We start from the raw sequence: 14,934 nt of genomic DNA, 5'->3' as shown, positions 1-14,934 counted from the left end.
TTTGTGCTTTTAGCTGATTAGATTTAATTTTTTATACAGTTTGATAAATTCGTCTTTATTTTCTAAAAACAATGCTTGTTTGATTTTTTTCAATCGATTCCAAATCCGTACATTAAATGGATGTTTGGGTGGATCTTTTGGTTTTTCAGCGGGATCATAAAGCATTCCCGTACACAAACACATTTTATAATCTTTACTTTTTAATATTTCAAAATTAGTACAGGTTTTACAACCAGACCAAAAAGTAGGATCGCTAGTTAATTCAGAAAAAGGAACGGGTTTGTACCCTAAATCAGAGTTGATTTTCATTACCGCTAAACCAGTTGTAATACCAAATACTTTGGCACCAGGATATTTTTTTAATGAATAATCAAAAACAAAGGTTTTAATTTTCTTAGCTAACCCTAGATTTCTAAAATCAGGATGTACGATCAATCCTGAATGCGCAACAAATTTACCGTGTTGCCAGCTTTCGATATAGCAGAAACCTGCAAAATTCCCTTTTTTATCCAATGCAATAACAGCATCCTTATTTTCCATTTTTTTCTGGACATATTCAGGAGTTCTTTTTGCTATTCCGGTTCCTCTCAATAGGGCAGACGTTTCTATAGTATCGCAAATAATTTGTGCGTACTTAAAATGTTCTTCCTGAGCTATAACAATAGAGATATTCATTTCAAAAGATGAATTTTGGGTTAAAAAATGTGAAATAATTAAATTTTAATATGGAACCTTTTTTGAAATTGACTGCAAAATTAACATAATAAAGCCAACAAGAAAAAATGTAGGAATATAAAAAAAATAAAATTTTACTTTTAGGATATGTTAATCCAACGGATAACGGTTGTAATTTCAATGTGGTAATAATAAAAATAATGAATAATAAGACCAAAAGCATTTTTAGATACTATACAAGTATCCGTACTTCGGGCGAAGTAACTGGCTTGTCTATCCGTGACAATGAGGTAATATGTACACTTTTGTAATTCATTAGTGCAAAAGTAAACATATTTTTGAAACTGAACAGTGTTTTATAATTTATTTTAACATTTGGATTTGTTGATCAAAGAGTTGCAATCTATTGAATTATATGAAATTTAAAATTTATTTCTCACTAGAATCGCTTTCAATTTGGCTTTCAAATCTTCGCCCGTGTTGTAAACCATTTGCTCGTTGCTAGGAAAGGGAACTAATTTTCGATTAAAATAAGAATAATAAGTTTCTTCAGTTGCTCTTTTATCGCCTTTGTAAGTCGAATAATCATTACTGAAAACAGATTCAGATGCTAAAGGAAAAGATTTTAAAAGTTGTTTGTTTGTAAAATTGATATAATCCACATTTGCAGTAATTTGGCAAGCTTTAAACTGATTGAATTCTCTAATTCGAATTACAATAGTTTTTAGATTATCTACTTTAATTGTTTTTCCAAGGCTGTCTTTTACGGGTTTTCCGTTTTTATCTAAAAGATCTTTCAAACCTTCTTTGATTACCTTTTCTTTAACAAATTCTTTCTCTTTTATTTGTTCAGGGGTGATGTTGATTGCTCTAAAATTGACAATGATTTGGTAATCATATTTAATTTGTTTTTGAAGACTATTGTGGTAAACTGTCCATTTGTCGTTCATTCCAAGGGTGTTGAAATCCAATAAATCATTTTGTAAAGCAACTGGAATAACCATATTAGTTTGGTTGCGTAAAGCTACATTTACATAATATCTTCCTTTTATCAAGGCTTCTTCTAGCAATTGCAATGTGTTTTGGTAATTAGGATTGATTTGGTTTAAATATTCCAAATCGTCATAGGCTTTTCTAATTTCTAATTTGTTTGTTGATTTCAGTAAAGCTTTGCTATTATCGTATAAATATTTAGACAAAGCACTTTTGCTTTCAACAATTTGTTTGTTGTAATTGTCGAAAGTGAATTTAGCATTCTTATTTTCTTTCAGTAATTTTAAAGGGAGTAAAGGTTTTATTTTTTCCTGACGATTATCCAATTGAACATAAGTATTGAATATTTTTTCCAGATTAGACGGATTTTTGTCTTGTTCTAATAAATTCAAACTGTTTAAATCTCTTTCTTTGGCTTTAAAAAAAGCTTCTTCCAACAGATAAACATATTCCTGATTTCCTTTTTTGTCTTTATTCGAACGCAAATTAGAAATAGCGTTGTCAATTGCTTCGTCATAATTTCCAGTAGTCAACAAATTCCTAGTTTGTTTCACACCGCAAGAAGCAATAAATAAAAGTATAGAGAGTAAGAGTAGTTGTTTTTTCATGTTCGAAATTTTGGACAAATATATTTTTAAAAAACTAATTTATTCGAATTATTAAGAAGCTGTTTAAATTTATTTTAAAAAAGAAATTTTCGTGTTCTCTGCCCCTAAAGGACAATATCATTAAGTTAAGAACTAATTCTGTTAAAAAGGTTAAACTCTTAAAATATAGAAAAGCCACCCCGTCTTTCAGACACCCCTCCAAAGGAGGGGAAATTACGCGACTTCCCCTCCTTTGGAGGGGTGCCCAGCGGGCGGGGTGGCTTGTTTACTATTCCATAATTTAATCACATCGCTTTAAAGGAAGGAATGATTTTTGTAAATTCTGAACATAAAAAAAGCCATCAAAAAAATGATGGCTTCGTTTTGAAAATAGTTAGTTTAGTGTGCGCCTCCTTCGGATTCAACGTGAAAAACGCCTTGTTTTTTCAGGATTTTAGGGCAATAAAAGCCGTAAAATGCCAAATAACCAAATCCTAAAAGAGGTATAGTGTATGAGAAATGAGTCCATGAAATCCCCATTATCCCTTCTGGATTAGTTAAGTCAAAATCACAAATTCTTCCTTGAATTAACGGAATTACTCCACCGCCCAGAATCATCATAATCAGAAATGAGGAAGCTTTTCCAGTATTTTTTCCTAAACCAGCAATGGCTAAGTCAAAAATTGAAGGCCACATAATAGATAAGAACAAACCTCCTGAGATGAAAAAGAATTTTGCAATTTCTCTGTCTGGATAAACCAATCCAATTAACATCATTAGTAGTCCTGAAACGCCAAAAAGCATCAATGTTTTTCCAGCATTTTTTCCGCCAATAAAACTGATTAGAATAAAAATTAATATCCAGATAGGATAAATATAAAAAGCATCAACATTGTGTTCTGCAAAAATATTAGTTAGTATAATTACTCCAAAAGCTAAGGCGGGAACAATAAATTTAAGCAACATGTTAGTAGCTTTCGAAGTATTGAAAACATTTACACCACCGTTCCAGCGACCAATCATTAAACTTCCCCAATACAAAGCAATAAATGGAGGAATGGCTTCTTCGAGAATATTTCCAAACTCCGCAGTTTTTAATAAGGCAGGAAGATTACTAATTATCGTAACTTCAGTTCCCACATAAATAAAAATCGCAATCATTCCCAGGTACAATTGAGGATAATCTTTAATGGCGAATTTTTTATTACCTGCTTCAATTTTTATTTCTTCTTCTTTTGCAGGATCTTCAATTTTAGAAAAAAGCATAAAAAGAGCCACTAGAATAAAAGCAAATCCTAGAATAACAAAAGGAAGTTTAATGTCTTCTAATGAAAGTGTAGTTTCTGAGCTGCTTCCCATTCCAAATAATGCAATTCCTAACAAAATAGCACCAATAGTGGTTCCGAACGAATTAACACCACCAGCCAGAGTCAAACGATGGGCTCCGGTTGCGGGACTTCCCATTTTAATAGCTAACGGATTAGCTACAATTTGTTGGATAGAAAAACCCAATCCTACCGTAAATAATGCGGTTAAGAAAAAAGGAAAACTTTCCATTGTAGCGGCTGGAACAAATAAAAACGAACCAATAGCCGAAACGCTTAAACCAGCTGCCAGTGTTTTCTTGTAACCAAATTTTTGTAACACATCTGATTTTAAAGAAACCAGAAAAAAGATAATAGAGCCTACAAAATAAGCGGCATAAAATGCCCAAGCTACTAATTGCGATTGTACTTGGGATAAGGTAAATACTTTTTTAAATACTGGAATCAGAATATCATTGGCTGATCCAACAAAGCCCCAGAAGAAGAATACAGTTACCAGAGAAATGAATTGTCCCCATTTGGTTTGCAAGTTTTCAGAATTCATAATTTTTTAGTTGATTTTTTTAGTTTAGTGTTTTTTTTATTAGGGATGTTTTGCGTAAATGTATTTTTATTTTTTTTTAGTTCAAAAAGTTTAATTTTCTTTTTAAGTCCTAAATGTTGGTTTTTCGACGAAACGTTAGTAAAGTACATGTTTTCGACTAAATTGTACATGTTTTTGTTTTTAACAACTGTAGGTTTTTTATTTCTTTTGTGTGAGGAAATGTTTGTTTGGTTTTTAAATCCTTTATAATACTGTCGATATGGAACGGGTTGTTTAGGATATTTTGAAGAGTTGATTGAGCGGGTTGGTATGGAATTAAATTAGGAATCACTTTCGAGTTATGTAACAAAACGCGGAAATTATGTAATATGTACGGCTCGGTTTCCTATTAATTTAGCCATTATTAATTATAAAAATGAAAAAATGAAAAAGAGAAGCTTAATGCTAGTACTTATTGCATTCATCGGAATTTTTGCAATATCATGTGACAGTGATGACAATGAAGGAGAAACATTAGCTCCACTTCAGGGTAAATGGAAACTTTCTATGGTAGGAACCGTTGTTGATGGTAGTGAACAACTAACAAATGCGCCACAAAATGAAGATGGCTGCGAAAGGGATTACATGGACTTAAGAGCAAGTAATGTGGTAGTTTTTGGAGATTACACAACGCCAGTACTTAGCGATGAATGTGAATTGACAACTACAGAAGGTACGTATGTTAGATCACACAATAATTTAACAACAACAATTGGAGGGACAGCAATGACTCAGGATATTGTTAATTTATCTCTTAATGAACTTAAATTAAGAGACGATGCAGGAAATATTACAGTTTATACAAAGTAAACGATATAATTCAGTCTATTTAAAAAGCTTCATTGAAAAATGGAGCTTTGTTTTTTAGTTGTTTTTGTTTGTTGGAACAAGTAATTCCCTTGCTGAGAAACACACAGTTTGTCAATTCCGACAAAGGAGGACAAGAACGATAGCGAACTGGCGAAGCAATCTCATCAAGTAGCTCGACAAAGTTAAACATCTTTTTTTTTGTGACTGTAAAAGAATTTTTTACATTTTCATGCTGTCTTTTCTTTGTCGGCACGAGTGGGAGTAACAAACTGCTGTTAGTAATCGTTTTGTTAAGATGCTGTTCCAAATAATCTTTGAAATATTGGTTCACTTGCTGCTCCTAAAATGTATATCAAGATTGTCCAAATTCCAAGAAGAATCCAGTTGTTTTTTACAATCTCAATTATTCCAGGAATTGTATAACCATAAATATCTTTCTTTTTTGCGATAACAATCAATTGATTTTTATAAGTTCTCTCAATTATATAGTCAATGATGTCTAATTTTCGTAATGTTGATTTATGTAATTCTAAATATTGTTTGTTGTCAAAAGCTAAGGCTTCATCCTTACCTTTTAATGCGTCTCGAGTATCTATAGAATTTCTATTTGCTAAATTTAAAAGTCTTCCATCGGGATTATCTTCTTCGTATTTATGTGTGTAAATTTTGGTGAGAATTCTTGGGAAATCATATCTGCGGTCTTCATCTATTATAAATGGTTTACCATCTAATATTTTGTATCGATTTGAAATTGCCTCGAATCCAAAATTTGAATTTCTCATGTTCCAATGTATCCAATTATATTTTTTGTGATTTTCTGCAAATTCATAAAAATCGCTCAAAACTTTTTTCTCTAACTTATCGTAATCTTGGTCAGTTAGATTGTTGAAATCCATTTTGTCAAATTGAGCTTGTAAATGAATAGAAAATGATTTTGTTTGTGCACTTTCTAAAAACCGAATACAGATGGAAGTAACCCTTGGTGTTTTTCCATGATTTGTGACAAAAGATTCACAGGAATAATGAACGATTAAAGATTTGTCTTTTTCCGAGTAAATTTTTCTAAGAGTTTCTAAACCTTCCGCTCTTTCTTCTAGCCGTTTTGATGTTAAGAACATATTTGGTTTTTTTGAATGTGTTGGTCTGTAAAATGTATGCTAACTACTAGTACATAAGTGTAAAAAATGGGTTAGTTTTGTTTTAAACTTAGATATTAAGTATAAGTTTTATAATCCCCAAATATATTAAAATATTCCTACAAATAAACATAAATCCTAACTTTAGGATGCATTCTTATAAATAGGTATTTTTTTGTACTTTTGCAGCAAATTCTATAAAAAATATTCATGTTAACAGTAAATAATTTATCAGTTCAGTTTGGTAAGCGAATTTTATTCGACGAAGTAAATACCACTTTTACTCACGGTAACATCTATGGTGTCATTGGTGCTAACGGTGCTGGAAAATCAACTTTTCTTAAAATAATTTCTGGCGAAATGGATCCTACTTCGGGACACATTCATTTAGAAGCTGGAAAACGTATGTCGGTTTTAAACCAAAATCACAACATGTTCGATGAGCATACTGTTTTAGAAACCGTATTGATGGGAAATAAAGTGTTGTATGCTGTTAAGAAAGAAATGGATGAACTTTATTTAGACTACAATGATAAAAATGCCGATAGAATAGGGGAACTTCAGGTTCAGTTTGAAGAAATGAACGGTTGGAATGCCGATTCGGATGCGGCTTCGATGTTGTCTAACTTAGGAATCAATGAAGAGCATCATTATACTTTAATGGGCGATTTGGAAGGGAAAATTAAAGTTCGTGTGCTTTTGGCGCAGGCGCTTTTTGGAAATCCTGATGTGTTGATTATGGATGAGCCTACCAACGATTTGGATTTTGAAACTATCGCCTGGTTAGAGAATTTCTTAGCTAATTATGAAAATACGGTAATTGTGGTTTCTCACGACCGTCACTTCCTGGATGCGGTTTGTACGCATATTTCGGATATCGATTTTGGAAAAATCAACCATTATTCAGGAAACTATACTTTTTGGTACGAATCAAGCCAATTGGCTGCAAAACAAAGAGCACAACAAAACAAGAAAGCCGAAGAAAAGAAACAGGAATTGGAAGAATTTATTCGTCGTTTTTCTGCGAATGTGGCCAAGTCTAAACAAGCAACTTCCCGTAAGAAAATGATTTCTAAATTGAATATTTCTGAAATAAAACCTTCAAGCCGTCGTTATCCTGCTATTATTTTTGATCAGGATCGTGAAGCTGGAGATCAAATCCTGAATGTAGAAGGTTTAAGTGCTTCTGTGGATGGAGAAACCTTGTTTAAAGGAGTAGATTTGAATATGGCAAAAGGAGACAAAATTGTCCTTTTTTCTAAAGATTCCCGTGCTACAACTGCTTTTTACGAAATTTTAAATGGAAATCAAACGGCTGATTCTGGAGAATTTGATTGGGGAGTAACTACAAATCAGGCGTATTTACCAGTTGAAAATCATTCGTTTTTTGAAAATGATTTGTCTCTTGTAGATTGGTTACGCCAATGGGCAAAAACTGAAGAAGAGCGTGACGAAGTTTTTATTAGAGGTTTCCTTGGGAAAATGATTTTCTCAGGAGAAGAAGCTTTAAAAACCAGTCGTGTGCTTTCAGGAGGAGAAAAAGTACGTTGTATGTTGTCTCGAATGATGATGGAACGCGCTAATATTTTGATGCTGGACGAACCAACCAATCATTTGGATTTGGAATCGATTACGGCTTTCAATAATTCGCTTAAAAACTTTAAAGGTTCGGTGATTTTCACCACTCATGATCACGAGTTTGCTCAAACTGTAGGTAACAGAGTGGTGGAATTGACTCCAAACGGAGCAATCGACCGTTACATGACATTTGACGAATATTTGGATGATGATAAAGTTCAGGAATTGAGAAAGAAAATGTATAATTTATAATTGGATTATAATTATTAAATATAGCACTTCTTAAAAAAAGTGTTGTTATTTAAGAAATAGAAAGGGTTCTGCTTTAATAAAAGTGGAACCCTTTTTTTGTTTCAAAACGAAACGTTTTATCTAATAAGTTTCTGTTTTTTTAATGTTAAGTTGTTCTCCTTTGCCAGGATTTTTTCGTAATATTACTGTTAAATGATTTTTGTATGCGAAAAATTAAATATAAGAAAGCTAGAAAAGTACAGCCTAATCCACTGGAATATATTGGAAAACACAAGCAGTACGAATCGGAAATGCAATTGTTTGTTTACGATGAGAATGCTGTGGAAGAAAATCAAAATATTGCACTTTCTGATTTAAAGCAGCATATTCATTTGAACAAAAACAATTGGCTGAATTTACACGGTTTGAATGATTTAAAAATTGTGGAAGGCATCGGCGCTTTTTTTCAAATTGATAGTTTTTTACTTTCTGATATTTTAAATACTACCCGAAGAACCAAACTGGAGGAAAGTAGTTCTAGTTTGTTTTTTAATATAAAATCCATTTTACCTGCTGAGAACTCGGATAACATTAGTATTGAACAAATTTCTTTTTTGCTAAAAGAAGGTGTTTTAATTTCTTTTCAGGAAAAAAGAAGTGATTTTTTTACGCATATCAGGGAACGCATTCGAACCAAAACAGGTATCGTTCGTTCTAAAAAAGCCGATTATTTATTGTATTTGCTTTTGGACGCAGTGATTGAAAATTTTTACATTACGATTGATAATGAGGAGGATAAGGTTGAAGAGTTATTGACGCTTTCTAAAACAAGTGCTGATCCCAATATTTTAATTCGAATTGAAAAACACCGGGATAATTTTAATTTTTTAAAGCGTTCTATTATTCCGCTTCGCGATTCTTTGACAACAATTAAGAGTTTGAAGGAGGATACGCTTTGCAATGTAATTGAAACAGATTCCTATGTTTATTTTTCTCGATTGCATCAAAAAAGTTTAGAACTTTTAGAACAAATCGAATCGGATATGGAAATAGTAGAAAGTGCTTCTAATTTCTTTTTTTCGTCCCAGGGACATAAAATGAATCAGATTATGAAAACGCTAACCATAGTTTCGGCAATATTTATTCCGCTTACGTTTATTGTGGGTGTTTATGGAATGAATTTTGAAAATATGCCCGAATTGCAATATAAAAACGGCTATTATATCATCATTGGTGTGATGTTTCTAATTGTGATGGGAATGATAGCTTATTTTAAAAAGATAAAGTGGTTTTAAATGTTTAGAATGAGAATTAGATTTGAATTATAACGAATACATAATGTGTAAAAAACAATAAAATGAACAAAGCTATTTATATCGCAACTTCTGAAAGCAATAGCGGAAAATCAATAATTACTCTGGGATTAATGAGTATGCTTATTGGTAGAACGGCTAAAGTGGGTTATTTTAGGCCTATTGTCGAGGATTTTGAAGACGGAAAATTAGATAACCATATCGAAACCGTAATTTCTTATTTTGGTCTGGATATTCGATTTGAAGATGCTTTTGCAATTACCAAAAGTCAACTGATCAAGAAAAAGAATAAAGGAAAAATAGGCGATGTTTTAGATTTAATTATTGAAAAATTCAAACATTTAGAAGAGCGTTTTGATTTTGTTCTGGTAGAGGGAACTAGTTTTAGTGGAGAAGGAACGGCCATCGAATTAGATATGAATGTTCTTATCGCTAAAAACTTAGGAATTCCTGCAATAATTGTGGGTTCTGGAGTTGGGAAAACACTGGAAGAGTTTTTGGATAGCGAATATCTGGCTTATGATTCTTTCAAAAACAAAGAGGTTGAAGTTTTGGCTTTTATAGCCAATAAAATTCAGCCTGAGAACTTAAAACTGGCAGAAGATGGTTTGCGAAGCGTTTTGCCGAAAGAAGTTTTGGTAAGTGCTATTCCTGCGATTTCGAGTTTAGATAATCCTACAGTTAAAGAAATAGTAGAAGAACTGGATGCAAAAGTGCTCTTTGGTAAAGATTATATTAATAATGAAGTAGGAAGTTTTAGTGTTGGCGCCATGCAATTGCGTAACTATTTATTACACTTAAAAGAGAATGCGCTGGTAATTACCCCTGGCGATAGAGCGGACATTATTTTGGGTGCTTTACAAGCCAATGAATCGGTGAATTATCCAACGGTTTCTGGTATTGTTTTGACGGGAAATATTCTGCCAGAAGATAGTATTTTAAAGTTGATTGAGGGTTTGAATAGTGTTGTACCAATTATTTCGGTAGATGGTGGTACTTATAGAATAACCAATAAGATAGGATCAATAAAATCTAAAATTTACGCCGAGAATAAACATAAGATTGAAACTTCGATAAGTACTTTTGAAAAGTATGTCGATTTAGATGATTTGTCCAACAAACTGAGTGCGTTTGAAGCGGATGGAATGACACCAAAAATGTTTCAATACAATTTGGTTAAAAGAGCAAAACAACATCGAAAACATATTGTTTTACCTGAAGGAGATGACGACAGAATCATTATTGCAACTTCTCGATTGTTAGCTATGGACGTAGTTGATATTTCGGTTATTGGAAATAAAAAACAAATTGAAAGCAAAGTAGCCGAATTAGGAATTGCATATGATTTTTCGAAAGTAAATATTATTGTTCCTATCGAATCCCAATATTATGATGATTATGTGAATACCTATTATGAACTTCGAAAAAATAAGAATGTTTCTATGGCTATGGCCAAAGATTTAATGGAAGATGTGTCTTATTTTGGAACCATGATGGTGTATAAAGGTCACGCAGACGGAATGGTTTCGGGAGCGGCACATACTACGCAACATACTATTTTACCCGCTTTGCAATTCATTAAAACAAAACCCAATTCGAGTGTGGTTTCGTCAATCTTTTTCATGTGTCTGGAAGACAGGGTTTCTATTTTTGGAGATTGTGCCATTAATCCGAATCCTACTGCTGAACAGTTGGCTGAAATTGCGATTTCTTCTGCCGATTCGAGTTTAGCTTTTGGAATAGAGCCTAAAGTAGCGATGTTGTCTTACTCATCCGGTTCATCTGGAAAAGGCGATGAAGTGGAAAAAGTGCGAGCAGCAACCGAAATTGTAAAAATAAAACGCCCTGATTTAAAAATAGAAGGGCCTATTCAGTACGATGCAGCGGTGGATATGCAAGTTGGAAAAAGCAAAATGCCCAACTCCGAAGTCGCAGGACAGGCGAGTGTGCTTATTTTTCCCGATTTAAACACAGGGAACAATACTTATAAGGCAGTCCAGCGTGAAACGGGAGCATTAGCCATTGGACCAATGTTACAAGGCTTAAACAAGCCTGTAAATGATTTGAGCCGTGGTTGTACCGTAGATGATATTATTAACACAGTGGTGATTACAGCGATTCAGGCGCAGGGATTATAGCAAGAGTTACTGAGGCTCTAAGTTACTAAGAGTCTAAGTTGTTCTGATTATTTAAAAAAGTTACTGAGTTCCTAAAATTCTAAGATGCTTAGTATCTTAGTAACTCAGCGTCTTAGAACCTTCAAAATAAAGAAATGAAAATAGTTATTATAAATTCAGGGAGTTCGTCAATAAAATACCAATTAATCGATATGCCTACAAAAGAAGTGATTTGTAGCGGAATGATTGATCGAATAGGATTAGAAACTTCAAATTTAACGTATAAAACGAATAAGGATTCGTTAGAAGAAATTCTGCCAATTCCAAATCATAAAATAGGATTAGAGAAAATTTCGAAATTATTATTGGATGAAAGTATTGGTGTAATTAAAAGTACACAAGAAATTGAAGCTGTTGGGCATAGAGTAGTTCATGGTGGAGCTAGTTTTTCGAATACCGTTTTGATAACTGAAGAAATAAAAGAAAAAATAAAACAGCTTTTTGAACTCGCACCTTTGCATAACCCAGCTAATTTAGAAGGAATTATTGTTGCTGAAGAAGTGTTTTCTTCGGCTAAACAAGTAGCGGTTTTTGATACTGCTTTTCATCAAACGATGCCTGAAGTGGCGTATCGATATGCGATTCCAAATTACTTATTGACCGAAAATAAAATCAGAGCCTACGGTTTTCATGGAACGTCGCATAAATATGTTTCAGAAAAAGCAGTTGATTTTTTAGAGAAAAGCAGTAAAATCATTACCATTCACCTAGGAAATGGTTGTAGTATTACTGCTGTAAAAGATGGAAAAAGTATTGATCATAGTATGGGTTTTGGTCCGATGAACGGATTAATTATGGGAACTCGAAGCGGAGATATTGATCAGTCGGTTATTTTTTATATGGTCAATACTTTAGGTTATCAATTGAGCGAAGTAAATACGGTATTGCAGAAACAAAGCGGGATGCTGGGACTTACGGGGCATAGTGATTTAAGAGATATCCAGGCGAATGCCGAAAATGGAGATACTAATTGTAGGTTGGCTTTGAATATGAATGTGTATCGCATTAAAAAGTACATTGGTTCTTATGCGGCAGTCTTAAACGGAATTGATGCCATTATTTTTACAGCTGGAATAGGAGAGAATTCTGCTTATATTAGAAAAGCTGTTTGTGCTGATATGGAGTTTTTAGGATTGGAATTAGACGAAACAAAAAATGAAATTCGTTCGAATGCCATTCGAGAAATAAATACAACTAATTCTAAAGCTAAAATTCTGGTAGTACCCACCAATGAAGAATTGGAAATAGCCAATCAAGTGTATGATTTGTGTATGATTTGATTTTAAACTAAAATACTTTCGTTGGCTGTAATTAATTAACAACAATTACAGCCAGTGAATAGTTTTATTTAGTCTTTAAAAGTGATTATAAAGCTTGCTCCTTTATTTATATCACTTTTAAGCGTAATATTCCCGCCAAGATTGTTTACGTGATTGTGAACGAGATACAGTCCAATGCCGTTGCTGTCAATATTGTCATTGAAAGTTTGGTGTAAACCAAAAACTTTTCCTTTTACTTTTTCCAAGTCAAATCCTATTCCATTATCTGAAATAATCAATTGAGTAGAATTATTATTTCTTTCCGAACGGATGGAAATTTTTGCTACAGTATTAGGTTTTACATACTTTATAGCGTTTGTAATTAAATTTAAAAAGATACTTTTTAAATACGATTTGTTGAAAATTATTTTTTCAACTTCAGAAAAATCAATCTCAATTGAAGCTTTCGATTCTTCGATTAATGAGTTAATGGAAATTAAAACTTCGCTTAAACAATTATTCAAATCGATTTCTTCTAATTGCGAATCGTTTTCGTTTTTAGAATTTAAAAGTTTGATGTATTCGTTTAAATTTTCTTTTAAGGTATTCGTTGTGCTTTTTAGAATATTAATAAATTCCAAGGTTTCTTCATTCTTGATATCGGCAGTTTCTAACAATTCAAAAACAGTGAGCATGTTGTTTACTGGAGATCTTAAATCGTGCGCGGTAGAGTAGCTTAGTCTTTTAAATTCGTTATTAATATCAGTAAGTCTTTTTATATGTGATTTTCGTTCTTCCTCTAACTCTTTTTTATAAGTGATGTTTTTGGCTACAGCATAGATTAGTTTTTCGTCATCAACAGGGGTAGAAGTCCATAATAGCCAAACAATTTGTCCGCTTTTGGTTATGTATCTGTTTTCGAAATTAAATAACGGAATTTGACTTTTTAGTTCATTTCTAGCTAAACTGGTCTTTTCTTTATCACTGTTATAAACAAAATGATTGATAGGGTTTGCTAGTAACTCTTCGGTGGTATAGCCTAAAAGTTTTGAAACAGCGGGATTAATTTTTTTAAAATAACCATCGTATCCGGCTATGCAAAATAAGTCGTGTGATATGTCAAAAAAATGCTCAAATTTATTGAGAAGATCATGATCATATACTAAGTCAGTTTCTCTATTTTTGGTCATAATTAATTACTAAAAGGTTAAAATAGTATTAAGACAATAAAATAGGTTTAAAAAAAGACTTGGGGAGAATTTTTTGACAAAAATAAATTATTTTATAGATTATAAGCATAAAATTTTTCTTTATTTATACAAAATTTAATAAGTGTTTAAATTAAAAAAGAGGTTTGTTGTAAAAACAAACCTCTTTTCGAAAAAATAAAGATTAAATCTATATTATATTTTAAAAATTCCTCCAAAGGCAATAAGTCTTTGAAAAAAGAAAAAATCTTGCGACGCTTTATCGGAAACACTTTGCGTAGTGCGAATATCCTGCATATTGATGTAACCACCTTTTAATTCGCCTTGAATGTAAAAGTGTTTAAAGAAAGTGATGTTTAAACCTGCTTTTGCTGAAGTTCCAAATCCAGAAACATGAAAATCATCGTGACGTTCTTTGCCTAACAACATGGTATTTGTTTTTGGATAAAGTAATCCAAAACCAACTCCTTCAGTCAAATTAATTTGTACTTTGTCAGTATTTGGAAGTCCAAACCAAGAGGAAATGTCGTCAAAACGAGAAACTTCGGTATGTACATAATTTAAACCATCGGTATGTTCATAGGTCAGGAAAGTCATATCTGAAAAATCAACCGGAGTATTATTGTACACACCGTTATGAATAGAACCTGAATCAGTTAAGGGTAAATTAATTTCTCCAGTAACATTTGCTGTTTGATTTTGTGTCATGACATATTTCATGTGATCTATATTAATTGAAATACTATAATGATCATTGATAAAATAGCCAAACTTTAAGTTAGTTTGCGGAATTGTCATTCGAGAAGGATTTACATAATCAACATGTAATCCTTTTGGTTTGTCATGAGCAGCCATGTTTTTAACCGTAAAATGATAATCCTTTCCAGAAAAAGTTACATCTGATTTAGAGTAACTTTCTCTATTTCCACCCCAGGAAACAAAAAACTTTCCTTTGTTGTGAGCAGTATATTTGTCTTGTATTTTTATGTCTTCTTGAGCACTAAGGCAGTTTGTAAATAAGAATGCTACAAATGCAGCAGTAAATAAATTTTTCACGAA

Annotated in this window: 11 protein-coding genes; 5 read left to right on the top strand and 6 right to left on the bottom strand. The window is 32.4% G+C overall.

From position 1 onward, the window contains the following. Nucleotides 1–9 precede the first annotated feature (9 nt). The 3 genes from AAGV33_RS08485 to AAGV33_RS08475 all read right to left on the bottom strand — a co-directional run bounded on the left by AAGV33_RS08485 (nt 10) and on the right by AAGV33_RS08475 (nt 4,124). Nucleotides 10–675, bottom strand: a complete 666-nt coding sequence (locus AAGV33_RS08485; RefSeq protein WP_373391540.1) for a GNAT family N-acetyltransferase — start codon at nt 673–675, stop codon at nt 10–12. A 422-nt stretch (nt 676–1,097) separates the two neighbouring features. Continuing rightward, nucleotides 1,098–2,276 (bottom strand): hypothetical protein, encoded by a 1,179-nt coding sequence (locus AAGV33_RS08480; RefSeq protein ID WP_373391539.1) that lies wholly within the window; start codon nt 2,274–2,276, stop codon nt 1,098–1,100. A 378-nt stretch (nt 2,277–2,654) separates the two neighbouring features. Further along, nucleotides 2,655–4,124, bottom strand: a complete 1,470-nt coding sequence (locus AAGV33_RS08475) for an MFS transporter (RefSeq protein ID WP_373391538.1) — start codon at nt 4,122–4,124, stop codon at nt 2,655–2,657. 423 nt (nt 4,125–4,547) lie between these two features. On the opposite strand from AAGV33_RS08475, the gene AAGV33_RS08470 reads away from it, so the two are divergent. Further along, nucleotides 4,548–4,973 (top strand): lipocalin-like domain-containing protein, encoded by a 426-nt coding sequence (locus AAGV33_RS08470; protein WP_373391537.1) that lies wholly within the window; start codon nt 4,548–4,550, stop codon nt 4,971–4,973. A gap of 290 nt (nt 4,974–5,263) precedes the next feature. Here the strand turns inward: AAGV33_RS08470 and AAGV33_RS08465 are convergent, their stop codons facing one another. Continuing rightward, entirely contained in the window at nt 5,264–6,091 is an 828-nt protein-coding gene (locus AAGV33_RS08465; protein WP_373391536.1) for a hypothetical protein, read from the bottom strand. Between the two features lie 228 nt (nt 6,092–6,319). Here AAGV33_RS08465 and AAGV33_RS08460 point away from each other — a divergent pair, with 228 nt between their 5' ends. From AAGV33_RS08460 to AAGV33_RS08445, 4 genes are all read left to right on the top strand, one after another. After that, on the top strand, nt 6,320–7,939 hold the full coding sequence (locus AAGV33_RS08460) for an ABC-F family ATP-binding cassette domain-containing protein (protein ID WP_373391535.1): 1,620 nt from the start codon (nt 6,320–6,322) through the stop codon (nt 7,937–7,939). A 203-nt stretch (nt 7,940–8,142) separates the two neighbouring features. Further along, nucleotides 8,143–9,213 carry a magnesium/cobalt transporter CorA gene (gene corA, locus AAGV33_RS08455; RefSeq protein ID WP_373391534.1) on the top strand — a complete coding sequence of 357 codons (1,071 nt, stop codon included), beginning with the start codon at nt 8,143–8,145 and terminating at the stop codon, nt 9,211–9,213. 62 nt (nt 9,214–9,275) lie between these two features. Next, entirely contained in the window at nt 9,276–11,369 is a 2,094-nt protein-coding gene (gene pta, locus AAGV33_RS08450) for a phosphate acetyltransferase (RefSeq protein ID WP_373391533.1), read from the top strand. Between the two features lie 134 nt (nt 11,370–11,503). Next, on the top strand, nt 11,504–12,688 hold the full coding sequence (locus AAGV33_RS08445) for an acetate/propionate family kinase (RefSeq protein WP_373391532.1): 1,185 nt from the start codon (nt 11,504–11,506) through the stop codon (nt 12,686–12,688). Nucleotides 12,689–12,756: 68 nt separating this feature from the next. Here AAGV33_RS08445 and AAGV33_RS08440 read toward each other — a convergent pair whose 3' ends face one another. After that, entirely contained in the window at nt 12,757–13,857 is a 1,101-nt protein-coding gene (locus AAGV33_RS08440) for a PAS domain-containing sensor histidine kinase (protein ID WP_373391531.1), read from the bottom strand. Between the two features lie 213 nt (nt 13,858–14,070). Next, nucleotides 14,071–14,931 (bottom strand): hypothetical protein, encoded by an 861-nt coding sequence (locus AAGV33_RS08435; RefSeq protein ID WP_373391530.1) that lies wholly within the window; start codon nt 14,929–14,931, stop codon nt 14,071–14,073. Nucleotides 14,932–14,934 lie beyond the last annotated feature (3 nt).

This window comes from Flavobacterium magnesitis, assembly GCF_041729735.1.
Lineage (GTDB): Bacteria > Bacteroidota > Bacteroidia > Flavobacteriales > Flavobacteriaceae > Flavobacterium > Flavobacterium magnesitis.
Note: the sequence above shows the minus strand (reverse complement) of the source record. Positions and strands in the feature narration are given on the sequence as shown.